The sequence below is a fragment of the Hyphomicrobium methylovorum genome, assembly GCF_013626205.1.
GTDB classification, from domain to species: Bacteria; Pseudomonadota; Alphaproteobacteria; order Rhizobiales; family Hyphomicrobiaceae; genus Hyphomicrobium_B; species Hyphomicrobium_B methylovorum.
Genome location: NZ_QHJE01000001.1, coordinates 529,377 through 552,427 on the forward strand (window position 1 = coordinate 529,377; position 23,051 = coordinate 552,427).

Annotated in this window: 23 protein-coding genes and 1 tRNA gene; 2 read left to right on the plus strand and 22 right to left on the minus strand. The window is 60.0% G+C overall.

From position 1 onward, the window contains the following. Positions 1–8 precede the first annotated feature (8 nt). From DLM45_RS02745 to DLM45_RS02830, 18 genes are all read right to left on the minus strand, one after another. A complete protein-coding gene (locus tag DLM45_RS02745) occupies positions 9–1,496 on the minus strand; it encodes an NADH-quinone oxidoreductase subunit M (protein WP_181335464.1) in 1,488 nt (495 codons plus the stop codon). After that, entirely contained in the window at positions 1,493–3,451 is a 1,959-nt protein-coding gene (gene nuoL, locus DLM45_RS02750) for an NADH-quinone oxidoreductase subunit L (RefSeq protein WP_181335465.1), read from the minus strand. Before nuoL ends, DLM45_RS02745 begins: the two co-directional genes overlap by 4 nt. Before the next feature lie 48 nt (positions 3,452–3,499). Then, complete coding sequence (gene nuoK, locus DLM45_RS02755) at positions 3,500–3,808, minus strand: NADH-quinone oxidoreductase subunit NuoK (RefSeq protein WP_181335466.1); 309 nt, start codon at positions 3,806–3,808, stop codon at positions 3,500–3,502. A gap of 34 nt (positions 3,809–3,842) precedes the next feature. After that, a complete protein-coding gene (locus DLM45_RS02760; RefSeq protein WP_181335467.1) occupies positions 3,843–4,490 on the minus strand; it encodes an NADH-quinone oxidoreductase subunit J in 648 nt (215 codons plus the stop codon). Positions 4,491–4,601: 111 nt separating this feature from the next. Continuing rightward, positions 4,602–5,090 carry an NADH-quinone oxidoreductase subunit NuoI gene (gene nuoI / locus DLM45_RS02765; protein WP_181335468.1) on the minus strand — a complete coding sequence of 163 codons (489 nt, stop codon included), beginning with the start codon at positions 5,088–5,090 and terminating at the stop codon, positions 4,602–4,604. Then, a complete protein-coding gene (nuoH, locus tag DLM45_RS02770; protein WP_181335469.1) occupies positions 5,087–6,157 on the minus strand; it encodes an NADH-quinone oxidoreductase subunit NuoH in 1,071 nt (356 codons plus the stop codon). The genes nuoI and nuoH overlap by 4 nt, the downstream gene beginning before the upstream one ends. A 6-nt stretch (positions 6,158–6,163) precedes the next feature. Next, positions 6,164–8,257 (minus strand): NADH-quinone oxidoreductase subunit NuoG, encoded by a 2,094-nt coding sequence (gene nuoG, locus DLM45_RS02775; RefSeq protein ID WP_181335470.1) that lies wholly within the window; start codon positions 8,255–8,257, stop codon positions 6,164–6,166. Between the two features lie 79 nt (positions 8,258–8,336). After that, positions 8,337–9,623, minus strand: coding sequence for an NADH-quinone oxidoreductase subunit NuoF (gene nuoF, locus DLM45_RS02780; RefSeq protein ID WP_181335471.1), 1,287 nt, complete (start codon positions 9,621–9,623; stop codon positions 8,337–8,339). A gap of 5 nt (positions 9,624–9,628) precedes the next feature. Beyond that, a complete protein-coding gene (gene nuoE / locus DLM45_RS02785; protein WP_181335472.1) occupies positions 9,629–10,846 on the minus strand; it encodes an NADH-quinone oxidoreductase subunit NuoE in 1,218 nt (405 codons plus the stop codon). A 259-nt stretch (positions 10,847–11,105) separates the two neighbouring features. After that, positions 11,106–11,582 carry a hypothetical protein gene (locus DLM45_RS02790; protein ID WP_181335473.1) on the minus strand — a complete coding sequence of 159 codons (477 nt, stop codon included), beginning with the start codon at positions 11,580–11,582 and terminating at the stop codon, positions 11,106–11,108. 144 nt (positions 11,583–11,726) lie between these two features. After that, the gene (locus DLM45_RS02795) at positions 11,727–12,917 is read right to left on the minus strand and encodes an NADH-quinone oxidoreductase subunit D (protein ID WP_181335474.1); all 1,191 of its coding nucleotides are present in this window, start codon (positions 12,915–12,917) and stop codon (positions 11,727–11,729) included. Positions 12,918–13,262: 345 nt separating this feature from the next. Beyond that, positions 13,263–13,712, minus strand: coding sequence for a thioesterase family protein (locus DLM45_RS02800; RefSeq protein WP_181335475.1), 450 nt, complete (start codon positions 13,710–13,712; stop codon positions 13,263–13,265). 7 nt (positions 13,713–13,719) lie between these two features. Beyond that, on the minus strand, positions 13,720–14,019 hold the full coding sequence (locus DLM45_RS02805) for a hypothetical protein (RefSeq protein ID WP_181335476.1): 300 nt from the start codon (positions 14,017–14,019) through the stop codon (positions 13,720–13,722). A gap of 74 nt (positions 14,020–14,093) precedes the next feature. Continuing rightward, the gene (locus DLM45_RS02810) at positions 14,094–14,705 is read right to left on the minus strand and encodes an NADH-quinone oxidoreductase subunit C (protein WP_181335477.1); all 612 of its coding nucleotides are present in this window, start codon (positions 14,703–14,705) and stop codon (positions 14,094–14,096) included. A gap of 5 nt (positions 14,706–14,710) precedes the next feature. Then, on the minus strand, positions 14,711–15,070 hold the full coding sequence (locus DLM45_RS02815; RefSeq protein ID WP_246317118.1) for a hypothetical protein: 360 nt from the start codon (positions 15,068–15,070) through the stop codon (positions 14,711–14,713). 73 nt (positions 15,071–15,143) lie between these two features. Continuing rightward, positions 15,144–15,683, minus strand: a complete 540-nt coding sequence (locus DLM45_RS02820) for a NuoB/complex I 20 kDa subunit family protein (protein ID WP_246317513.1) — start codon at positions 15,681–15,683, stop codon at positions 15,144–15,146. A 17-nt stretch (positions 15,684–15,700) separates the two neighbouring features. Next, a complete protein-coding gene (locus DLM45_RS02825; protein ID WP_181335480.1) occupies positions 15,701–16,066 on the minus strand; it encodes an NADH-quinone oxidoreductase subunit A in 366 nt (121 codons plus the stop codon). A gap of 170 nt (positions 16,067–16,236) precedes the next feature. Continuing rightward, positions 16,237–16,854, minus strand: coding sequence for an HdeD family acid-resistance protein (locus tag DLM45_RS02830; protein WP_246317120.1), 618 nt, complete (start codon positions 16,852–16,854; stop codon positions 16,237–16,239). Positions 16,855–17,228: 374 nt separating this feature from the next. Here DLM45_RS02830 and DLM45_RS02835 point away from each other — a divergent pair, with 374 nt between their 5' ends. Further along, entirely contained in the window at positions 17,229–17,705 is a 477-nt protein-coding gene (locus tag DLM45_RS02835; RefSeq protein WP_181335482.1) for a DsrE family protein, read from the plus strand. A 120-nt stretch (positions 17,706–17,825) separates the two neighbouring features. Here DLM45_RS02835 and DLM45_RS02840 read toward each other — a convergent pair. The 4 genes from DLM45_RS02840 to recA form a co-directional block, all read right to left on the minus strand. Beyond that, positions 17,826–17,902, minus strand: a tRNA-Asp gene (locus DLM45_RS02840). 122 nt (positions 17,903–18,024) lie between these two features. Then, positions 18,025–18,495 carry a hypothetical protein gene (locus DLM45_RS02845; protein ID WP_181335483.1) on the minus strand — a complete coding sequence of 157 codons (471 nt, stop codon included), beginning with the start codon at positions 18,493–18,495 and terminating at the stop codon, positions 18,025–18,027. Between the two features lie 125 nt (positions 18,496–18,620). Beyond that, complete coding sequence (gene alaS / locus DLM45_RS02850; protein ID WP_181335484.1) at positions 18,621–21,323, minus strand: alanine--tRNA ligase; 2,703 nt, start codon at positions 21,321–21,323, stop codon at positions 18,621–18,623. 201 nt (positions 21,324–21,524) lie between these two features. Then, entirely contained in the window at positions 21,525–22,661 is a 1,137-nt protein-coding gene (gene recA / locus DLM45_RS02855; RefSeq protein ID WP_181335485.1) for a recombinase RecA, read from the minus strand. Positions 22,662–22,840: 179 nt separating this feature from the next. On the opposite strand from recA, the gene DLM45_RS02860 reads away from it, so the two are divergent. Further along, positions 22,841–23,029: a hypothetical protein gene (locus tag DLM45_RS02860; protein ID WP_181335486.1), complete on the plus strand. Its 189-nt coding sequence runs from the start codon at positions 22,841–22,843 to the stop codon at positions 23,027–23,029. Positions 23,030–23,051 lie beyond the last annotated feature (22 nt).

Consider the following 23,051-nt stretch of genomic DNA (forward strand, 5'->3'; position numbering starts at 1 on the left):
TTCGGTCCTCATCGCGCCAGCTCGGCGGCCGCGCTTTGCTGCGCCGACTGATAGTTTTGTACGAGGTTCTTGACGGAAGCGGACGTCACGTCGAGGACCGGCGCCGGATAGACCCCGTAGAAAATCGTCAGGATAATCAGCGGGGCCAGTATGATGATCTCGCGCGGTGAAAGATCGAGAATGGCCCGCAGCTTCGGCTTGTCCAGCACTCCGAAAATCACACGCCGATAAAGATAGAGCGCGTAGGGTGCCGACAGGATGACGCCCGTCGCCGCCAGAATCGCGACCCAGGTGTTGGTCTTGAACGCGGCCATCAGCGTCAGAAATTCGCCGATGAATCCGCTCGTGCCGGGAAGACCGACGTTGGCCATGGTGAAGACCATGAACGCAAATGCGTACTTCGGCATGCGGTCGGCCAGACCACCGTAAGCGGCGATTTCGCGGGTGTGCGTGCGATCGTAGATGACGCCGACGCAGAGGAAGAGCGCCGCGGAAACGATGCCGTGAGAGAGCATCTGGAAGATCGCGCCATCGATACCCTGCTGAGACGCGGTGAAGATGCCGAGCGTAACGTAGCCCATATGAGCGACGGACGAATAGGCAATCAGCTTCTTCATGTCATCCTGCACGAGCGCAACGAGCGACGTGTAGATGATCGCGATGATCGAGAGCGCGAATACAAACGGCGCAAGCTCAGCCGACGCGATCGGGAACATGGGTAGCGAGAAGCGCAGGAAGCCGTATCCACCCATCTTCAAGAGGATGCCCGCCAGAATGACGGAACCGGCCGTTGGCGCTTCGACGTGCGCGTCCGGCAGCCAGGTGTGAACCGGCCACATCGGCATCTTGACGGCGAACGACGCGAAGAACGCTATCCATAACCACCACTGCATGTCCGCTGGGAACTTCGTCTGCAGCAAGGTCGGGATGTCGCTCGTTCCTGCGTGCAAGTACATCGCCATCATGGCGAGCAGCATCAGAACCGAGCCAAGCAGCGTGTAGAGGAAGAACTTGAAGCTGGCGTAGACGCGCCGCTTGCCGCCCCAGACGCCGATGATAATGAACATCGGAATCAGGCCGCCCTCGAAGAACAGGTAGAACAGCACGAGGTCGAGCGCAGAAAAGACGCCGAGCATCAGCGTTTCCAGAACAAGAAACGCGATCATGTATTCCTTGACGCGGTCCTGAATGGATTCCCAGCTCGCCAGGATGCAGAACGGCATCAGGAACGCGGTGAGGATGACGAACAGCATCGAGATGCCGTCGACGCCCATCTTGTATTTCAACGAGCCGAGCCAGGCGTATTCCTCAACGAACTGGAAGCCGGCGTTCAGCGGATCGAATTCCCACCAGATCACTAGCGAGAGCAGGAACGTGACGATCGTCGTCCACAGCGCGATCCAGCGTGCGTTACCCTTGGCTTCGGCATTAAGCGTCGCGATGAGCACCGCGCCGACGAGCGGCAGGAAGGTGACGACAGAGAGAATGTTGCTCATCGGGCCACCCCGCCGAAGAAGCCATTGTACGTAAGCCAAGTCAGGATGGCGGCGACTCCGATCAGCATCATGAAGGCATAATGGTAGAGATATCCGGTTTGCAGCTTCACCACGCGCGCGGTGACGCGGCCGACTCCCGCTGCAGTACCGTCGATGGCGCCGTCAATCACTGCGCCGTCTCCGCCCTTCCAGAAGAAGCGGCCGATGGCGAATGCGGGACGCACAAAGATGAGGTCATAGAGCTCGTCGAAGTACCACTTGTTGAGCAGGAAGAGATAAACGGGGCGGAACATGCGCGCCGTTGCGGCGGGGAGCCATGGCGCGCCGATGTAGTAGACCCACGCCAAAGCCAGACCGAGCAGCATCGCGATCAACGATGAGAACGGGACCCATCCTGGAACCTCATGCATCGCCTGCAGGATATGGTTGTGCTCCGAGCGGAAGATCGCTGCGCCCCAGAACTCGCTTTCCGAGTGACCGATAAACTGGCTGGCGAACACAAGGCCCGCAAGCGTCGCTCCGACCGACAGCACCGCAAGCGGCACCATCATCGTCGCCGGGCTTTCGTGCGCATGATCGTACGTGTGATGATCGGCGCGCGTTTCGCCATAGAATGTCATGAAGATCAGGCGCCACGAATAGAACGACGTCATGAAGGCTGCGATGACGAGAAGCCAGAACGCGTAATTGTTCGGCGTGCCGGCCGCGTATGACGCTTCGATGATCGCGTCCTTGGAATAGAAGCCAGCGAAGCCCGCGAGATGCGGAATGCCGACGCCTGTCAATGCCAGCGTGCCGATGAGCATGGCGGCGAACGTCCAAGGAATTTTCCGGCGCAGCCCGCCCATCACCCGCATGTCCTGCTCATGGTGCATGGCGTGGATGACCGACCCGGCGCCAAGGAACAGCAGAGCCTTGAAGAAGGCGTGCGTGAAGAGGTGGAAAACGGCGACACCGTATGCGCCGATCCCGCAGGCGACGAACATGTAACCGAGCTGCGAGCACGTCGAATAGGCGATGACGCGTTTGATATCGTTCTGCACGAGGCCGACGCTGGCAGCGAAGATCGCGGTGATCGCGCCGACGTACGTCACAATCTGCAGGGCGAACGGCGCCAGTTCGAAGATCGGCGACAAGCGCGCGACCATGAAGACGCCTGCCGTCACCATCGTCGCCGCATGGATCAGCGCCGACACGGGCGTCGGGCCTTCCATGGCGTCCGGCAGCCAGGTGTGCAGCAGAAACTGAGCTGACTTGCCCATCGCGCCCATGAACAGCAGGAGCGAGAGCGTCGTCAGGATGTCGACTTCATAGCCGGCGAAAACAAATGTCTTTCCAACGGCGCCGGGCGCGGCGGCGAAAATGGCGTCGAGGTTCACCGTCTGGAAAACGTAGAACAGCCCGAAGATGCCGAGTGCGAAGCCGAAGTCACCGACGCGGTTGACGACGAATGCCTTGATCGCCGCGGCGTTTGCGGAAGGCTTCTTATACCAGAAGCCGATGAGCAGATACGACGCGAGGCCAACGCCTTCCCAGCCGAAGAACATTTGAATGACGTTGTCGCTTGTCACCAGCATCAGCATGGCGAAGGTGAAGAGCGAGAGATAGGCGAAGAAGCGGGGACGGGAATCGTCCTCGTGCATGTAACCGATGGAATAGAGGTGCACGAGCGATGAAACGGTGGTGACGACGACCAGCATGACAGCCGTCAGCGCGTCGACCTTCAGCGCCCACGAGGTGTCGAGTTCACCGGACGCGATCCAACGCATCAGCGTGACGGTGTGTGTCTGATGGCCGAGCGCCACCTCCACGAACGTCACCCAGGACAGCGCCGCCGAGATCATCAGGAACGCGGTCGTGATGATTTCGCTCGGACGGTCGCCGATGAGACGGCCGAACAATCCAGCGATCAACGCGCCGAGAAGCGGCAGGAACACGATCGTCGCATAGATCATGTGCGGTCCCCAGTGTCCGCTGCGAAGTTCTTAGAAAACCCCACCCCGTTACCCCTTCATCATGTTGATGTCTTCGACCGCGATGGAGCCGCGGTTGCGATAATAGACGACGATGATCGCCAGCCCGATCGCAACTTCGGCAGCAGCAACGGTCAAGATGAACAGCGTGAAGACTTGCCCCACCAGATCGCCGTTGAAGTGCGAGAAGGCGATGAGATTGATGTTCACCGCGAGCAGGATCAACTCAATCGACATCAGGATGATGATGACGTTCTTGCGATTGATGAAGATGCCGAAGATGCCGAGTGTGAACAGGCATGCGGCGACCGTCAGATAATGGCTGAGCCCGATCGTCATTGCCCCTCCCCCCACGTAATTTCTTGAATCGTTGTCATTCGGCGGGCTCCGCATGCCGCGTCGATTGAGGAACGTGCGATCCCCCGCTCGGCACCTTGATGACTTCGAGCCCCGTAGCCGGGCCGCGCGCGACCTGGTCCGATATCGACTGGCGCTTGACGCCCTTGCGATGCTGCAACGTCAGCACGATGGCGCCGATCATCGCGATCAGCAGGATGAGGCCCGCGACCTGAAAGAAGTAGACGTATTTCGTGTAGAGAATTTCGCCGAGCGCTTGCGTGTTGGTGATGCCGGTCGGGATTGGCGCGGCTGCTGCGCTCGTTGCGCCTGGGGCCGATACGAAGCCGCTGTACGTAAAGAGTGCGACGAGTTCCGCGAGCACGATGCCGCCGACAAGCGCTCCGACTTTCGCGTTCTTGATGAAGCCCGCCTTCAATTCCGCGAAATCGACGTCCAGCATCATGACGACGAACAGGAACAGAACCGAGACGGCGCCGACATAGACCACGATGAGTAGCATCGCGATGAACTCAGCGCCGAGCAAAACGAACAGGCCCGCCGCGTTGAAGAACGCCAGGATCAGAAACAGCACCGCATGCACGGGATTTCGCGCAAGGATCACCATCGCGCCGGAGGCGACCGCCAGCACGCTGAATAGATAGAAAAACAATGCCGCCGCCATCGTCGTCGCTTCCTGATCGTTCCGTTCCGCTTGCGCGGGATTCAGTCTTCCGGGATGCCGCGAGCGAGCATCCCTCCCCTCGCCAGCGCACCACGCGCAATGGAAAGGGATTTAGCGATATTTCGCGTCGAGCGCGATATTTTTAGCGATTTCGCGCTCCCACCGATCCCCATTCGCGAGGAGCCGATCCTTATCATAGAAAAGCTCTTCGCGGGTCTCAGTGGCGAATTCGAAGTTCGGGCCTTCGACGATTGCATCCACGGGGCAGGCCTCCTGGCACAGACCGCAATAGATGCATTTCGTCATGTCGATGTCGTAACGCGTCGTGCGACGCGTGCCGTCATTGCGGCGGGGTCCCGCCTCGATCGTGATCGCCTGTGCCGGGCAGATCGCTTCGCAGAGCTTGCAGGCGATGCAGCGTTCTTCGCCGTTCGGATAACGGCGTAGCGCGTGCTCGCCGCGAAAGCGTGGCGACAGCGGACCCTTCTCATAGGGATAGTTCAGCGTCTTCTTCGGAGCGAAGAAGTAACGCATCGTCAGGAAGAACGCGGCGACGAATTCCGTCAACAGCAGCGATTTGGCTGCGCGTGCGACGCTCATGTCAGGAAGCCTCCGAATCTCAGCACGGCGGCGGTGATGACAACCATGGCAAGCGACAAGGGAAGAAACACTTTCCATCCGAGCCGCATCAGCTGGTCGTAGCGGTATCGCGGAACGATGGCCTTGGCCATGGCGAACATAAAGAACACCAGGACAACCTTGAGCAGGAACCAGAGGAACCCCGGTACTTCGTTCAGCGGCCAGATATCGAGGGGCGGCAACCAGCCGCCGAGGAACAGGATCGTCATCAGCGCGCACATGCCTGTGATCGAAACGTATTCGCCCAGCATGTACAGGAGATAGGGCGTCGATCCGTATTCAACCATGAAGCCAGCGACGAGTTCCGATTCCGCTTCGACGAGATCGAATGGCGGGCGGTTCGTTTCAGCCAGCGCCGAGATGTAAAACACGACGAACATCGGGAAGAGCGCCAGCCAATACCAATCCAGGAACGAATTAGTGAGGCCGAGGCGCGTGCCGACGCCGTGCTTCTGCGCATTGACGATGTCAGTCAGATTCAAAGATCCGACGCACAGCAGCACGCAGATAATGACAAAGCCGATCGATACTTCATAGGACACCATTTGCGCTGCCGAGCGCAGGCTGCCCATGAACGGATACTTCGAGTTCGACGCCCATCCGCCCATGATGACGCCGTAAACGGCAAGCGAAGAGATCGCGAGCAGATAGAGGATGCCGACATTCATGTCGGAGATGACCCAGCGGCCCCAGCTATTTTCGTTCACCGGGATCACGGCCCACGCCGAGAGCGCAAACATGGCTGTCGCCAGCGGTGCGAGCAGGAACACTGCCTTGTCGGCACCTGCTGGAATGACGGGCTCCTTGAAGACGAACTTCAAGAGGTCGGCGAACGACTGAAATAGTCCGAAAGGTCCGACGACGTTCGGGCCGCGCCGGAGTTGCACCGCGGCCCAGACCTTGCGGTCCATCAGCAGCAGGTAGGCAACGATCATCAGCAAGCCGACGAGCACAAGCAGCGACCAGCCGATCAGCGCCAACAGGTGCCAACCGTAGTCGGTCATAAAGGTCGCGAGCGTTTCGAGCATGATGTCCTATTCCGCCGCGTTGAGCTTTTGATCGTGTGAACTCCGCAGTGCGCTCAATCCTGCCATGACGGCGGACGCGCGCGCGATCGGGTTCGTCAAATAGAAGTCCGGAATGGCAGTCGCGAATGGCGCGGCCGTTGGCTGTCCGGAGAGCTTCGCCAGCGTTTCCAAACCTGAGACGACGCGCGTTTCTACAGCGTCGAGCGCGGCGAGCTGCGGCGCGACCCGATACATCGCTGCGCGCAGTTCCGGCAACGTGTTGTAGGGGAGCGTTTTGCCTGTGCGGTCCGAGAGGGCGCGAAGGATCGTCCAATCCTCTTTCGCACTGCCCGGCGAGAACGCCGCTTTGAACGTCTGCTGCGCGCGGCCTTCAGTGTTCACGTAGGTCGCGCTTTTTTCTGTGTACGCAGCGCCCGGCAGAATGACGTCAGCGCGCTCAGCACCGTTGTCGCCGTGGCTTCCCTGATAAACGACGAACGCGGAACCGAGATTCGAGAGATCGCATTCATCGGCGCCAAGCAGGTAGACGAATTCCATGCCGCCACTGAGAATTCCGGCCGTGTCTTTGCCGCCCTTGCCGGGCACGAAGCCGAGGTCGAGACCCGCGACGCGCGCGGCCGCGGTGTGCAGCACGTTGAACGCGTTCCAAGCCGCGTCCTTGCCGCTCGATATCGCGAGCACGAGACGCGCTGCGAGCGAAAGCACTGCCAGGCCGTCTTCGCGCGCAAATGCCGATTGGCCGACGATCACCATCGGCCGTTTCGCGGCCTTCAGTGTTTCAGCAAACGGATGCTTGCCACTCGCGACGTCTGCGAGTGTGTCGGGTCCAGCGCCGAGATAATCGTACGGAAGTGTCAGATCGACCTTCTGACCGATCAGCGCAATTTTCGTCGGCTGGGTGCGCCAGCGTTTACGGATGCGCGCGTTGAGCACCGTCGCTTCGATGCGCGGATTGGAGCCGACGATCAGGATTGCGTCCGCTTCCTCGATGCCTTCGATCGAAGAGTTGAAAACGTAGCTGGCGCGGCCGAGCTTTGGATCCAGCTTGTCGCCCGCCTGTCGGCAATCGATCGACGTTGCGCCGAAGCTGCCGAGCAAGCCCTTGAGCGCGAACATCTCTTCGGCACCGGCGAGGTCGCCGGCTATCGCGCCGATCTTATCGGGCGCTGCGGCCTTCAGTTTCTCAGCAACGAGGGCGAGAGCGTCCGGCCAGCTCGCGGGATAGAGGCGTCCATCGCGACGAATGTAGGGCTGATCGAGGCGCTGGACTTTGAGGCCGTCGGCAACGTGCCGGGTCTTGTCCGAAATCCATTCCTCGTTCACGGCGTCGTTGTTGCGCGGAAGAATGCGCATGACGGCGCCGCCGCGGGTATCGACGGAAATTGCAGAGCCGAGCGCGTCCATCGCGTCGATGGTCTCGACGGCGTCCATTTCCCAGGGTCGTGCGGCGAACGCCCAAGGGCGATGCGTCAACGCGCCGACGGGGCAGAGATCGACTGCGTTGGCGCTCATTTCCGAATGAATGCCGCGTTCGAGATAGGTGGTGATCTCGGCGTCTTCGCCGCGGCCGATGAGGCCGAGTTCTTCGACGCCCGCGACCTCGGTCATGTAACGAACGCAGCGCGTGCAGTGGATGCAGCGCGTCATCATCGTCTTGATGAGCGGGCCGATATATTTCTCTTCGACGGCGCGCTTGTTCTCGAGGTAGCGAGAGCCGCCCATGCCGAACGACATGGCCTGATCCTGCAAATCGCACTCGCCGCCCTGATCGCAAATCGGGCAATCGAGCGGATGATTGATGAGCAGGAATTCCATCACGCCTTCGCGCGCTTTTTTGACGAGCGGCGTTGTGGTGCTGATAACCTTGGGCGAGCCATCCTTGTTCGGCGGCAGGTCGTTGACCAGCATGGCGCAGGAGGCGATGGGCTTCGGAGAGCCCTGCACCTCGACCAGACACATGCGGCAGTTACCAGCGATCGAGAGGCGCTCGTGATAGCAGAAGCGCGGAATGACGGCGCCCGCCATTTCGCAGGCGTGCATCAGCGTCGTGCCGTCTTCGACTTCGATCTCAACGCCATCGACGATAAGTTGTTTTGCCATCAGGCTTGGCCCTTCCTGTAGGCGGCCAGCATTTCCACCGAAACACTGAGTTCTCGCACGCTGCGCAGATCCATCTTAATCACTCCGCTGCCACGCGCGCGTGCTTCGCCTGATAGGCGTCGATGCGGGCTTCGATGACGGGACGGAAGCTGCGGATCAAACCCTGCACCGGCCAGGCCGCGGCGTCGCCAAGCGCGCAGATGGTGTGACCCTCAACCTGCTTCGACACGTCGAACAGCAGATCGATTTCACGCTTATCGGCCTCGCCGCGCTCCATGCGCTCAAGCACGCGCCACATCCAGCCCGTACCTTCGCGGCACGGCGTACACTGGCCGCAGCTTTCATGTTTGTAGAAGTAAGCGATGCGTCGGATCGCGGCGATGATGTCCGTCGATTTATCCATGACGATGACGGCCGCGGTTCCAAGGCCGGAGCCGAGTTTGCCGAGCGCGTCAAAATCCATCGTGACGTTCATGGCCTGCTCAGCCGTGATGCAGCGAACGGACGATCCACCCGGAATGACCGCCAGCAGGTTGTCCCAGCCGCCGCGAATGCCACCGCAATGCTTATCGATGAGTTCCTTGAGCGGAATGCCCATTTCCTCTTCAACGACGCATGGGTTTTCGACGTGACCGGAGATCTGAAACAGCTTCGTGCCGGTGTTATTCGGCAGGCCGAGCGCCGCGAACCAAGCGCCACCGCGGCGTAGAATTTCGCCAGCGACGGCGATGCTTTCCACGTTGTTGATCGTGGTCGGTGCCCCATAGAGCCCGACGTTCGCGGGGAACGGCGGCTTCAGACGCGGCTGGCCCTTCTTGCCTTCGAGGCTTTCGAGCATCGCGGTTTCTTCACCGCAGATGTAAGCGCCGGCTCCGTGATGGACGTAAAGATCGAAATCCCAGCCGTGAATGTTGTTCTTGCCGATCAGGCGCGCTTCGTAGGCTTCGTCCACCGCGCGCTGAAGCGCTTCGCGCTCACGGATGAATTCGCCGCGAACGTAAATGTAGCTGACGTGCGCACGCATCGCGAAGGCGGCCAGCAGCGCGCCCTCGACCAGCAGGTGAGCGTCGTGACGAAGGATCTCGCGATCCTTGCAGGAGCCGGGTTCGGATTCGTCGGCATTGATGACGAGATAGCTCGGACGGGAATCGGCCTTCGGCATGAACGACCATTTGAGCCCCGTAGGAAAGCCCGCGCCTCCGCGCCCGCGAAGACCGGACTTCTTCACCTCGTCGATGATGAAGTCGTGCCCTTTATCGATGAAGAACTTCGTGCCGTCCCACACGCCACGACTCTTCGCGCCTTTCAGACTCGTGTCGTGAAGGCCGTAGATGTTGCGAAAGATGCGATCGCGATCCTGGAGCATGCGCGTTAGTCCTTCGGCCTTTCACCGGCCTTGTTTTCGGGACGCCATCCCGACGCAAGCTTTGCCGCCTGCTCGGTCCATTTGTCCCGCGTAACGCGGCCCTTAAATCCTTCGAGCCGGGCTTCAAACCAAGCGACGTCTTCGGGCGTCCAACGTGCGATCTGATCGAAATGCCAGACGCCAATCTCATTCAGCTTTTCGACCATCTTATCGGCGACGCCCCAGATCAAAGACAGATCGTCGGCTTTGCCGTCACGCGGCTCGGTCAAAAGTTCGGGCTTCGCAGCCGCTGCACGGGCGGCCGCGATCGCGCGGTCGCGGATGAAGTCTGATTTCAGCCGGTCGAGTTCGCCGGATGACAATGCCTTGCCGTCACCGCGCTCGTTGAGTTCCTTGACGAGACCTGCATTCGCCATTGCCGTTAGGGCCGCCGGATGGATCGGTGCGGCGCTCGCTGTCTTGTCGGGAGACGATGGCGACGTGCCCTGCTCTACTGCTGCCTTGTGCGCGGGAGATGCGAGCGCTGACGCGGGCTGCGTTTCCTTGGCAGCGTCGTCGGACGCGCCTTCCGTTTCTTCGAAGCGCTTTCGCCATGCGCCGATCGTCGAACCGTCATAAAGCGTTTTGTCGCTCAGCGTTGTCGGACCGGTTGCGGGCGCGGATGCCGTGCGGCCGGTTTGCGAGCCCGGCTTCGGCGTGCGCCCGGCTTCGAACTCATTGATGATGGCTTCAAGACGCTCAGGCGTCAGGTCTTCGTAGGTATCCTTGCCGATCTGCACGACCGGGGCGTTTGCGCAGACGCCGATACACTCGACCTCTTCCCAGGACAGCGAACCGTCCGCATTCGGTATATGCGCATGCGGACCAATGCGGGACTGGCAGACGGCGACCAGGTCGCGCGAACCGCGCAGCATGCACGGTGTCGTTCCGCAAACCTGCAGGTGCGCAGTCGTTCCCACGGGCGAGAGCTGGAACATTGTGTAGAAGGTCGCGATCTCGATGCCGCGAATGTAGGCCATGTCGAGCATGTCACAAACCGCGCGAATGGCAGGCTCCGGCAGCCAGCCGCCCGCCTGCTCCTGCGCGCGCCAAAGCAGCAGCAGGATCGCGGACGCCTGCTTCCCCGGCGGATACTTCGCGATCGTCTCACGCGCCCACACCATATTTTCCGCCGTGAATGCAAACTCAGCGGGCTGGTCGGGACACAATCTGCGAACGGCCATCAATGGCTCCCGGTAACATCTTCGCGCGGCGCTGGAGCAGAGTGTTCCCAAGGTATTCGGGTCCAACTCACGTCCGATAATTCACGCCGACTCTTGAACTACTTTAGACTGCGAGCTTGAGTACGGTCCAGTAGAGGCAACGTGCCCTCGACACAAAGACTTGTGTCGCGCATCGCTCGTTGCCTCCAACAAATTGCGTTTTAGATCAGGTGCGACGAAAAGCGGCGAGATTGAAACGACGACAATTGCTGCTCGCAACTCATGGGTTCGGTGCGGTGGGCGTGTGCGGATCGACAGTGGGAGATGGATTCAAAATGCCCCGCCGCTCGAGCGTTTCTGAAGGGCGTTCCGTTGCCCAGCGCCGCTCCGAATATCCAAGTGGAACGGCGAGCCAACCAAGCAGCAAAAGAAACGTCGCGATGGGCGCGAGGATCAGAGCGAGTTGGGACGCGACACGGAGTATCCCTGTCCAGATCATCGCCAGCAGAACGCCGAATGCGATGATGACCCAGCCGCCGTCGTCGGCGCCGCGTGCCGTCGCGAAGATCAGCCCAGCAAAGAGACCGGCCAATCCAATCAGTACCGGAATGAACGGCGCATCCGCCTGCAATGCTCCCATCGGCCAGGCGCGCGACTGAGCGAACAACCGATACGTTGCAAGGCTCAATCCCCAACCGAAGGCCGCGACAGCAAGCAGAAAGAGGTTATCTACGACGGGCGTTGCATAAGGGATCATACGCGGCCACCTTCCAGGTGCTACAGGACGAAAGACGAAAGACGAAACCTGCTTTTGCCAGAGGGTTGTGGCGTTGGCTAGCCGCCACAAATGTTCGCTCTAGGCCTTTGGTATAAAAGTTCCGGCCGGTAAGAAAAACCTTTGCTAGCGGTCAATTTCTCCGAAGACGATGTCGAGCGATCCAATGATGGCCGAGACGTCGGACAGCATGTGTCCGCGGTTCATGAAGTCCATCGCTGCAAGATGCGGGAAGCCCGGCGCGCGGATCTTGCACCGATAGGGTTTGTTCGATCCATCGGCGACGAGGTAGACGCCAAACTCACCTTTCGGTGCTTCGACGGCCGCGTAGACTTCGCCGGGCGGAACATGGAAACCTTCAGTGTACAGCTTGAAGTGATGGATCAGCGCTTCCATCGAACGCTTCATCTCTGCACGCTTCGGGGGCACGATCTTTTTGTTGTCGGCAACATGCGGTCCTTGCCCGCTGGCTGACTTCAGCAGCTCGCAACACTGTTTCATCAGCTTCGTGGATTCGCGCATTTCCTGCATGCGGATCAGATAGCGATCGTAGCAATCGCCGTTCTTGCCGATGGGAATGTCGAAGTCGAGTTCGTCGTAGCACTCGTAGGGCTGCGCTTTTCGCAAGTCCCACGCGGCGCCGGAGCCACGAACCATCACGCCCGAGAAGCCCCACGCGAACGCGTCTTCGAGAGATATGACGCCGATGTCGACGTTGCGCTGCTTGAAGATGCGGTTTTCGGTCAGAAGTTCGTCGATGTCGTCAACGACCTTCAGGAAGGGATCGCACCACGCATAAATGTCGTCGATCAGCTTTTCCGGAAGATCCTGGTGAACGCCGCCCATGCGGAAATATTTGGCGTGCATGCGCGAACCCGATGCACGCTCATAGAACACCATCAGCTTTTCGCGCTCTTCGAAGCCCCAGAGCGGCGGCGTCAACGCGCCAACGTCCATGGCCTGGGTCGTGACGTTCAACAGATGCGAGAGCTGACGACCAATTTCGGAATACAGCACGCGGATGATCTGCGCACGTCGCGGTACCTGCAGGTTCAAGAGACGTTCTGCCGCGAGACAAAATGCGTGTTCCTGATTCATCGGCGCGACGTAGTCGAGCCGGTCGAAGTAACCGATCGCCTGCATGTAGGTTTTATGTTCGATCAGCTTTTCGGTGCCGCGGTGCAGGAGGCCGATATGGGGATCGACGCGCTCCACGACTTCACCGTCGAGCTCCAGCACCAGGCGCAACACGCCGTGCGCTGCCGGATGCTGCGGTCCGAAGTTGATATTAAAGTTGCGAATTTCGGTCTCGGCCATTTTATCCTCGATCGGTGCCGGCGTTAGTCGGCATTTCCCTCGCTGGTATATGCGCGAAGAATTCGGCACCCGTCATCTTATGCGTTTCGTCGGCAAATTCGTAATAGGGCAGCTTGTCGTCGGTAACGTTTTCCTCGACCCGTGCAGGCTTGTCACCTTCGGCGATGCGTCCAGCCGCGATGAATCGCGGTTGTTACCCTCGATTTTGGTGAAAAGCGTCGACTTGAAGAACTGGAAATAGGCTCGGTCGATGCTCTCGGCCAATGCGTAGGGCTGGATATGCTGCGCCCCAGTGAACGCAATCGGGCCTTGGTGCGCAACGACCGTCATCGGCGTCGATTCCCTTTAGCCTGCGTTGCGGCTGATGGGTGAGAGGCGAGCGCGGCGGGCTTTGTCGTTTACGCGCTGCTCGAATTTGGTCCAGTCGACAATCACTCGCTGATGCTCGCCCTCGCCAATCAGATCAATGCCGTCATGTGCTCTAACGCGGAAAGACACGCGGCGACCGTCGATCGCGGTGCATTCGGCGTCAACTGTCGCCGTTTGACCCGGAACCGTTGCGGCGATGTGCGAGACGTTAATGTGAACGCCGAGCGATCCTTCATTTTCTTCGAGGTGCGGCGCCAGGATGTGAAGGCACGTCCACTCCATAAGGCCAACCATGAAGCCGGTGGCAAAAACGGTCGGCATGAGCTGAAACTCTCGCGCCTCGGGATAGAGGTGCGGCACCGTCTTCGTTGCGGGGATGCGGAACGAAAACTGCGTCTTGTCTCCGACCTGGAGCGACGGTTTCACGAGAACCTCACAGCCTGTCTTTCAGATTTCGCATCGTAATATAAAGATTGGATGCCGTGGCAGCGACCGAAAACAAGCCAAGCACGAAAGATCCGAAGCTCGGCTCCGACGTGCGGCCAATCCATGGATAGATGAACTCTCCGGTGGCCGCGATTGCGATCACCCCGATGGGTACGAAGATCGTAGCATAGGGCAGAAAGCGGCTGATCGCGCCGAAGATCAGGCCTGCAAGCGCGCGCGGCCAGTCGAGCGCAAAGGCGGTAGCGAACAACGCGACTGAAATGACGGCATTCGTCTCAAAATCCATCTTCCTGTCCGGTTGCCGAAGATTTCAGGACGGCAGCAAATCGCAGAGTCCGCGGTTCGCCTTAACAACGCGTGTCAGGAAGTCCGCGGCGCCTTCTCGTCACCCGGCAGCACGTAGTTCGGTCCCTCCCAGGGACTTTCGAAATCGAAGTCGCGGAATTCCTGAGTGAGTTTTACGGGCTCATAGACGACGCGCTTTTTCTCATCGTCGTAGCGCACCTCGACATAGCCGGTGAGCGGGAAGTCCTTACGCAGCGGATAACCCTGGAAGCCGTAATCCGTCAGCAACCGGCGAAGATCGGGATGCCCGGTGAAGCGGATGCCATAAAGATCGTAGGCTTCGCGTTCGTACCAGTTGGCCGCCGGAAAGACGTCATTGACGCTGGCGACGGGCTTCGTCTCGCTCGTCGAAAGTTTGATGCGGATGCGGTGATTCAAACGCGGCGACAGCAGATGGTAGACAACTTCGAAGCGCTCAGCCCGCTCCGGGTAATCGACGCCGCAAATGTCGATCAGAACTTCGAAGAGGCATTTGGGATCGTCGCGCAGAGCCGTCAGCGTTTCGACGATAGACTCGCACGTCACGGTGATCGTCACCTCTCCGCGGGTCGTCGACGTCGCGACAACGGCCGGGCCGAGTAAAGCGGCAGCGTGATTTGCAAGCACAGCGGGATCGAACTGGGTCATGGCGGCTATGGCTTCTTATCTGTTCGGGTCAAGTCGGAGCACCCCGCCGTCGCTTCGGGGCCAGCTTCGACATAGCAGGCAGCGACATGATCGGGGCCGAGGATGCGGCCGTGCGTGGTGCCTTTGCTCGTTGGCGACACCCAGGCGAATGACGTGTTATCGGGATAGACGATGCCGAAAAAATCCTTTCGGCCATCCTCGTAGACGAAGTACCCGCGAAAGCGGCGATCGGTTTGCTCGCTGATGTGGACGATCCGGTCGCGCGTTCTCAGGCCGAAGATATCGCCGATCGAATCGGTTTTGCCCTTCCAGGTGCCGACCAGGTTCGGTGCGTCGTCAGCATGGGCGATCGCCGGCACGCTCATAGCACCGGCAGCCCCCAATAAACTTCCAACAATGGCGAATAACCGATGGAGCACTTGGCCTCCGCGGACGAACTTAGCGTTCGATTGTACCTGTTCGACGGATTTTGCGTTGTAGCAACAGCACGCCATAAACGAGCGCTTCAGCCGTCGGCGGGCAGCCGGGAACATAAATGTCGACGGGCACGATGCGATCGCAACCGCGAACGACAGCGTATGAATAATGGTAGTAGCCGCCGCCGTTGGCGCAGCTTCCCATCGAGATGACGTAACGCGGCTCCGGCATCTGGTCGTAGACCTTGCGCAGCGCGGGGGCCATCTTGTTCGTGAGCGTACCGGCGACGATCATCACGTCCGACTGGCGGGGCGAAGCGCGCGGCGCAAAGCCGAAGCGCTCGAGATCGTAACGCGGCATGGATGCCTGCATCATCTCGACGGCGCAGCACGCAAGGCCGAACGTCATCCACATCAGCGAGCCCGTACGCGCCCAGTTGATGAGGTCGTCCGTCGTCGTGACGATGAACCCCTTGTCGGCGAGTTCATTGGAAACGTCAGCGAAAAACGGGTCTGGCGCTGCGCCCCGAACCAGCGATGTGCCAGGGGCGGCGGCCGCCATGCGGTCGCTCGTGCGGATCACTCCCATTCGAGTGCTCCCTTCTTCCATTCGTAGATGAAGCCGATCGTGAGAAGGCCGAGGAACACCATCATCGACCAGAAGCCGAATACCCCAATTTCCTTGAAGGCAACGGCCCAAGGAAAGAGGAAGGCAATCTCAAGATCAAAAATTATGAAGAGGATCGATACGAGGTAGAAACGCACCTCGAACTTCATGCGCGCGTCGTCGAAAGCATTGAAGCCGCATTCGTAGGCGGACACCTTCTCGGGGTCCGGATTGCGGATCGCCACGAGAAACGGCGCAATCATCAGGGCCGCCGCGATCACCAGCGCGACGCCGATGAACATCACGATAGGCAGGTAGTGAGAGGCTAGATCGATCATCGCGTCTCGTCCGGTGAACATGCGCCCTGGAAGGGACCGACTCAGTTGCAGCGCGCCGCGCACGCCGTGTCTTTCGGTGTTAGCCTAGGACGTACTACGGCGCAACTGCAGGAAAGGTCACGCTCTCTTTGAAGAGGTCGCACCCTTCCTCCATTTCTCCAGACGAGCGATCAGGCCGGAACGGATCCGCCGCGACCAGGCTGGCCGCCTTGTCCGAGATGGCGGCGCAGGCGAAGCGAGAAGCCGACGATCAGCGCGCCATAGACGATCGCGAAGGCGCCGATGACCGATATCAGCGCCAATGCGCCAGCCTCCGGTCGAAGTATCAGAAGGATGCCGAACAGCACCGATATGACGCCCGACGCGATCAGAAGCCATTCGCCCTCGATTTCCTTGCGCAGGCGGATGGCGCCGATGATCTGGAAAATGCCGGAGACGATCGACCAGGACGCGATGAGAAGCAGCAGGATCAGTGCCGTGATGCCCGGCCAGAGGAACGTCATCGCACCCGCGGCGATGCCAATCAGCCCGACCAATGCCAACCACCAGCGTGGCGCCGGTGCGCCGCCCTTGACGGCGGCAATCAACGCGAGAATTCCGTCTGCGAGCGCGAAGGCGCCATACATGATGACGAGCGTCATGACGGTTACGCCGGGCCAGACGAGGGCCAGGATGCCGAACGCGATGGCGCAGAGCCCGCGCAGAAGAATAAGCCACCAGTTTTCCGCGAGCGCGTGAATCATCGTGCCAACCGCGATGGGCGTAGGGCGAACTTCAGAGAGTTCCATTGATGACCTCATTATCTGCCGAGCATGGGCGTAGCGTTGAGTGGGCTGCCGTAGCGAAAAGACGGTCATCTCCGACACATCTCAGTGCGAGCAACCGGACGTCAGGCGATACAGAAATGAAATGCGATTTCGAACGCAGCGTCTAATGCAGAATGAACGCAATCTACCGGGCCAGGACAAAACCTTCAACTGCTGGCAAATGAAGGATTTCCGTCACCTCTAAGCTTTTAGCGATCCCGTTCCACTTTGGAGGATGGAGGTATTGGGATATTAGCCATGATGCATAACCGCGATGTCCCTCCCGGTTACTCGGCCCCACCGGACGGTCCGTCTCGATCCGTCTTCGCTTCGTGCCACGAACACAAGGAACGATAATGCCGACGAAACAGCTTCTTTATTATGTCACCGCTCTTGCGATTGCGCTCTCTGCGCTCATCGGCACCGCGCATGCGAATGAACCGGCGCCCGTATCAAGACCCTACCAAGATCAGAAGGCCCTCTACCATAATAACGGCCGGGGCCAGGACAGTCCGGCGTATTTCAAATCGCTGCTGAAGAATATCCAGAATCATATCGAAGCCGTTGGGCAGGGACACATCGACATCAAGGTTGTGAACCACGGCAACGGCGTTACGCTTTTTCAGCTTGCAGAGACCGACAAGACGTTTGCGGACAAGATCGATGAACTCCGCAGCAAAGGCGTGCAGTTTCTCATCTGCAAAAATACGCTTGCCGAACGAAACCTCGATTGGAAGCACCTATACGGCGTGAAGGAAACAGACCTCGTGCCGAGCGGTGTCGCCGAGCTGATCCGCTTGCAGCAGCGGTCATATCTCTACATTCACCCGTAACGGTTCTTCCGTCCGGTAGACTATGGCGGAGAGGCCAGTCGGCGGGTGCTTACGCACCGGCCAGCGCGCGGACCAGTTGTCCGCGGCTACGATAAAGATTTGCTGATTTTTTCGATGGATTGGCGCGAGAGACGGGACTTGAACCCGCGGCCTCCGCCGTGACAGGGCGGCGCTCTAACCAACTGAGCTACTCCCGCAATCCAGAAAGTCACGGGCGCCGAAGCGCCCGCAGTCACCCGGCCGGAATACGTGAAGCGCAACGGCCCGTCAAGCCGGATCGGCGCTTTCTGAAGGGCCTTATGTCACCCTCCGGCGCGACTTAATTGTGCGACTTGATCTTTTGATCCACCTCGGCCTGCATCTTGGCCGTCATGACGTTGAAGTCATTGCGCAGCTTGTTGCAGGCTTCCGCTTCTCCGTCGCAGACGATCGACATCGTGATCACGAGATTATCGCCCTTATGGATGGGCTTGCGGCATACGGCTGCGGGGAACGCCGGATTGCCCTTCGCGGTGAAGGTGTACATCACCGTGCTGTTCTTCTCGTCGTCGCTGTAGGCCACATACTGGTCGCTCTTGTAGACCTCTTTCAGGCCCGCCTTGGTCGAGTAGCGATTGATGAGGTCCTCGGCGCTGCCAGAGGGGTCGCCGCAAAATGCTTCGGCGGCGGAAACGGTTGGCCCGGCGGTGGGCATCGGCGTCGGCGCGGGCTTCACGAGCGACTCATTCGCCGCTGCCGGAACAGACAGGCATACGAGCGCGGCAAGGCTGAGAGAACGAATGCGAACCATGGGCTAGGCAACCTCCGCTTGCGAAAGGGCCTATATACCGTTTTTTCCCGACCGAACCAGGAAAATGCCTAGATAAATTAATGGCAATGCGTACCGAACGCTGCTCTGCCCCCGAAACGCGGCGGTCAGCTCGACAGGCACGCTTCGATGGCTTTCAGGGCATCGTCCGCCTTGGCACCGTCGGGTCCCCCCGCCTGCGCCATGTCGGGACGGCCTCCGCCGCCTTTGCCACCCAGCGCTTCCGCACCCGCCTTGACCAGATCGACCGCGCTCCACGCCGGAATGAGATCCGCCGTAACACCGACGGCCAGGCCGGCCTTGCCGTCTTCCGTCACGCCGACAACGGCGACAATGCCCGAGCCGACCTGCTTCTTGCCGTCGTCGATCAGGCCGCGCAGATCTTTCGGGTTCAATCCCTGCACTGTGCGCGCGAGAAGTTTCACCGAGCCGATATTTCGGATAGCGGAGTCGCCATTCGCGGCTGCCGATGCGCCGCCCGCGTTGCTGCCCAGCGCGATTTGTTTTTTTGCATCTGCGAGCTGCTTTTCGAGAGTCTTTCTTTCGTCCACCAGTGCCCGGATCCGTTCAACGAGGTCGTCCGGCCGGGTTTTTAACAGGCTCGCCGCGTCCTTCACGCGCTGATCCTGAGTGTCGAGGTAGCTGCGCGCGCCCTCACCCGTCAGCGCTTCGATGCGGCGGACGCCAGCGGCGCTCGCGCTCTCGCCGACGATGCGCACGAGGCCGATATCGCCCGTACGCGCAACATGCGTGCCGCCGCACAACTCGACCGACCAGGCCTTGTTTGCGCCCGGCTGCATCTTGCCCATCGACACGACGCGAACTTCGTCGCCGTACTTTTCGCCGAAGAGCGCCATCGCACCAGACGCGCGCGCTTCATCGAGCGCCATCAGCCGCGTTACGACGGGCGTGTTTTCGATCAGCACGGCGTTGGCCATGTCTTCGACCGACTTCACCTCTTCGGCCGTCATCGGCTTGGTGTGTGAAAAGTCGAACCGCAGCCGTTCGGGCGAGACGAGCGAGCCCTTTTGCGCGACATGCGTGCCGAGCACCTGACGCAACGCTTCGTGCAAAAGGTGAGTTGCGGAATGGTTCGCTCGCGTTGCGGACCGCCGCGCGTGATCGACCTCAAGCTCAACCGCGTTACCGGCAACGAAGCTGCCCGCTTCGACCACACCCCGATGCACGAACAGATCGCCGAGTTTTTTCTGCGTATCGGTCACGCGGAAACGCGCGCCGTTCGGGCCTTTAATGATGCCTGCGTCGCCGACCTGGCCGCCGCTTTCGCCGTAGAACGGCGTCTGGTTCAGCACCAGCGCGCCTTCTTCACCAGCCGACAGCTTCGCGACTTCCTTGCCGCCTGCGACCAGCGCCGTGACAATTCCTTCGGCCGTTTCCGTGTCGTAGCCGAGGAACTCGGTCGCGCCCGTCTTGTCGCGGATTTCGAACCAAAGGCTTTCCGTCGCGGCTTCGCCTGAACCTTTCCATGCGGCGCGCGCGGCGTCTTTCTGCTTTTTCATCGCCGTTTCGAAAGCGGCGGTGTCAACTGAGATGCCGCGCGGTTTCAGCGCGTCTTCCGTCAGATCGAGCGGAAAGCCGAACGTATCATAGAGCTTGAACGCGACGTCGCCGGGGAACACAGCGCCCGACTTCATGTCGGCCGAGCTTTCACCCAGCAGCTTCAGGCCGTGGTCCAGCGTCTTCTTGAACTTCGTCTCTTCGAGCTTGAGCGTCTCGGTGATGAGCGGCTGTGCATTGACGAGTTCCGGATAGGCGTCACCCATTTCGCGCACGAGTGCGGGAACCAGTGCGTGCATCAGCGGATCGTGACAGCCGATCTGGTGCGCGTAACGCATTGCGCGGCGCATGATGCGGCGGAGCACGTAGCCGCGACCCTCGTTCGACGGCAGCACGCCGTCGGCAATCAGGAAGCTCGTGGAGCGCAGATGATCGGCGATGACGCGGCGCGCGACGCGGACGAAATCAGGCCCGACATCGCCGCCCGAGTCCGGTGCGCCAGCTTTCGCTGCTTCCTGACGGATCGCCTGAATGAGGTTCGCGAAAAGATCGATATCGTAGTTGTCGTGCTTGCCTTGCAGAACCGCCGCGATGCGTTCGAGGCCCATGCCCGTATCGATCGAGGGGCGCGGAAGATCGACACGATCACCTGGCGCGCGCTGCTCGAACTGCATGAAGACGAGATTCCAGATCTCGGTGAAGCGGTCGCCCTCAGAATCCGGCGATCCTGGCGGGCCGCCCGCGATCTTGTCGCCGTGGTCGAAAAAGATTTCCGAGCATGGACCGCATGGGCCCGTATCGCCCATCTGCCAGAAATTGTCGCTCGTCGGGATGCGGATGATTTTCGAATCCGGGAGACCCGCAACCTTCTTCCAGATCGCGAATGCGTCGTCGTCCGTGTGATAGACGGTGACGAGCAGGCGGTTCTTGTCGAGGCCGAAGTCTTTCGTCAGCAGGTTCCACGCGAGTTCGATCGCGCGGTCCTTGAAGTAGTCACCGAACGAGAAATTGCCGAGCATCTCGAAGAACGTGTGGTGGCGCGCCGTGTAGCCGACGTTATCGAGATCGTTGTGCTTGCCGCCCGCACGGACGCACTTCTGTGAGGATGCGGCGCGCGGGATACTGCGCGTTTCCTGGCCGGTGAACACGTTCTTGAACTGCACCATGCCGGCGTTCGTGAACATCAGCGTCGGGTCGTTGCGCGGTACGAGCGACGACGACGGCACGACCTCGTGTGCCTCTTTGCCGAAGTAGTTGAGAAACGAGGAACGGATTTCGCTGACGCCAGCCATGTGGTGCTTTCGAGCCTTTTCGGGACGTGATCTTTCGTCCGACGTGTCCGGAACGGATCAAGGCCGCCGTTGTAGCGGCGGCCTTGTAAGGTGTCCAGAAACGGCGACGGGCATTCATGGGGATGGCCCGGCCCGAGGCAGAGACCATTGTCGCAGCCTGTCGCGGCCCAAAGGAAAAGCGGGTTTGCCGCGCTTAGACGGTTAGCGCTTTCCCTTTGCGATCTTCTTGCCGCTGTCGTCGTCCGGCAACACGCCGTCCTCGTCCGGCTCCTCGCCATCGTCTTCGCCGGCTTCTGGGGTCGCCAGCATCTTTTCGACGATGAGGCCGGCGTTGGCGCGGATGGCGTGCTCGATCTCGGCTGCCGCCTTCGGGTTTTCCTTCAGGTAGGTCTTGGCATTCTCGCGGCCCTGGCCGATGCGGTCGCCATTGTACGACAGCCATGCGCCTGACTTCTCGACGATGCCCGCCTTGACGCCAAGATCAAGCAATTCGCCAACCTTCGAGATGCCTTCGCCATACATGATGTCGAATTCAACCTGCTTGAACGGCGGGGCGACCTTGTTCTTCACGACCTTGACGCGCGTCTGGTTGCCGACGGATTCCTCGCGCTCCTTGATCTGGCCGATACGGCGGATATCAAGCCGGACGGACGCGTAGAACTTGAGCGCGTTGCCGCCTGTCGTCGTTTCCGGGTTCCCGAACATGATGCCGATCTTCATGCGGATCTGATTGATGAAGATCACCATGCAGTTCGACTTCGAAATCGAACCCGTCAGCTTGCGGAGCGCCTTACTCATCAGGCGGGCCTGCATGCCGGGTTGCATGTCGCCCATTTCGCCTTCGAGCTCTGCTTTCGGCGTCAGTGCGGCGACGGAATCGACCACCAGAACGTCAATCGCGCCAGATCGCACGAGCGTGTCGGCGATTTCCAGCGCCTGCTCACCCGTATCGGGCTGCGAGATCAGAAGGTCTTCGATTTTGACGCCGAGCTTCTTTGCGTAGGACGGATCAAGCGCATGCTCAGCGTCAACGAATGCGCAAATGCCGCCCTTTTTCTGCGCTTCGGCGATGACGTGCAGCGTCAACGTGGTCTTGCCGGACGATTCCGGCCCATAGATCTCGATGACCCGGCCCTTGGGCAAGCCGCCGATTCCCAGCGCGATATCGAGCCCGAGCGAGCCGGTCGATATGGCCTCGACATCCATTTTATCATTGGCGCCGAGGCGCATAATCGACCCTTTGCCGTGCAGCTTGTCGATCTGTGCGAGTGCCTGCTCTAGCGCCTGCTTTTTGTCCATTTTGCCCCCTTCGAGCACCGTCAAATCCGATCGGTCCATCGTCTGTGTCCTTCAATATGGCAAGCGCGCCGCAGCTTCAATTCAGGACATATGTACATGATTTGTTCTCCACAGGTCAATCACGTTTTGTTCTTATTGCCTTTTCCTCAGCGGGCGGGGCGGCTCGCCGCAAAATTCGACTCAGCGCCTATAGGTAGGAGACAACAGGAGGTCCGACTATGCCTGAGATCCGGTATTGCAACGTTTCGGAGCTGACAGAGGATGAACGCTGGCGACTTGCCACCGAAGTTGAAGCCCGGAATACCGCTCGACGCATGAGCATGACCGACGAGGAACGTCGACAAAATCCGCCTTGGAAAACGGAGGATGTGCCGGAGGAGCGTCAGATCGTTCTGAGAAAGCGATAACCGCCTCAATTTCCAGCCCGGA

Bases quoted from the DNA above. Each gene is read 5' to 3' on its own strand.
- DLM45_RS02745 (WP_181335464.1), bottom strand. From the start codon at position 1,496: ATGAGCAACATTCTCTCTGTCGTCACCTTCCTGCCGCTCGTCGGCGCG.
- nuoL (WP_181335465.1), bottom strand. From the start codon at position 3,451: ATGATCTATGCGACGATCGTGTTCCTGCCGCTTCTCGGCGCGTTGATC.
- nuoK (WP_181335466.1), bottom strand. From the start codon at position 3,808: ATGACGATCGGGCTCAGCCATTATCTGACGGTCGCCGCATGCCTGTTC.
- DLM45_RS02760 (WP_181335467.1), bottom strand. From the start codon at position 4,490: ATGGCGGCGGCATTGTTTTTCTATCTATTCAGCGTGCTGGCGGTCGCC.
- nuoI (WP_181335468.1), bottom strand. From the start codon at position 5,090: ATGAGCGTCGCACGCGCAGCCAAATCGCTGCTGTTGACGGAATTCGTC.
- nuoH (WP_181335469.1), bottom strand. From the start codon at position 6,157: ATGCTCGAAACGCTCGCGACCTTTATGACCGACTACGGTTGGCACCTG.
- nuoG (WP_181335470.1), bottom strand. From the start codon at position 8,257: ATGGCAAAACAACTTATCGTCGATGGCGTTGAGATCGAAGTCGAAGAC.
- nuoF (WP_181335471.1), bottom strand. From the start codon at position 9,623: ATGCTCCAGGATCGCGATCGCATCTTTCGCAACATCTACGGCCTTCAC.
- nuoE (WP_181335472.1), bottom strand. From the start codon at position 10,846: ATGGCCGTTCGCAGATTGTGTCCCGACCAGCCCGCTGAGTTTGCATTC.
- DLM45_RS02790 (WP_181335473.1), bottom strand. From the start codon at position 11,582: ATGATCCCTTATGCAACGCCCGTCGTAGATAACCTCTTTCTGCTTGCT.
- DLM45_RS02795 (WP_181335474.1), bottom strand. From the start codon at position 12,917: ATGGCCGAGACCGAAATTCGCAACTTTAATATCAACTTCGGACCGCAG.
- DLM45_RS02805 (WP_181335476.1), bottom strand. From the start codon at position 14,019: ATGGATTTTGAGACGAATGCCGTCATTTCAGTCGCGTTGTTCGCTACC.
- DLM45_RS02810 (WP_181335477.1), bottom strand. From the start codon at position 14,705: ATGACCCAGTTCGATCCCGCTGTGCTTGCAAATCACGCTGCCGCTTTA.
- DLM45_RS02815 (WP_246317118.1), bottom strand. From the start codon at position 15,070: ATGAGCGTGCCGGCGATCGCCCATGCTGACGACGCACCGAACCTGGTC.
- DLM45_RS02820 (WP_246317513.1), bottom strand. From the start codon at position 15,683: ATGGCGGCCGCCGCCCCTGGCACATCGCTGGTTCGGGGCGCAGCGCCA.
- DLM45_RS02825 (WP_181335480.1), bottom strand. From the start codon at position 16,066: ATGATCGATCTAGCCTCTCACTACCTGCCTATCGTGATGTTCATCGGC.
- DLM45_RS02830 (WP_246317120.1), bottom strand. From the start codon at position 16,854: ATGGAACTCTCTGAAGTTCGCCCTACGCCCATCGCGGTTGGCACGATG.
- DLM45_RS02835 (WP_181335482.1), top strand. From the start codon at position 17,229: ATGCCGACGAAACAGCTTCTTTATTATGTCACCGCTCTTGCGATTGCG.
- DLM45_RS02845 (WP_181335483.1), bottom strand. From the start codon at position 18,495: ATGGTTCGCATTCGTTCTCTCAGCCTTGCCGCGCTCGTATGCCTGTCT.
- alaS (WP_181335484.1), bottom strand. From the start codon at position 21,323: ATGGCTGGCGTCAGCGAAATCCGTTCCTCGTTTCTCAACTACTTCGGC.
- recA (WP_181335485.1), bottom strand. From the start codon at position 22,661: ATGGACCGATCGGATTTGACGGTGCTCGAAGGGGGCAAAATGGACAAA.
- DLM45_RS02860 (WP_181335486.1), top strand. From the start codon at position 22,841: ATGCCTGAGATCCGGTATTGCAACGTTTCGGAGCTGACAGAGGATGAA.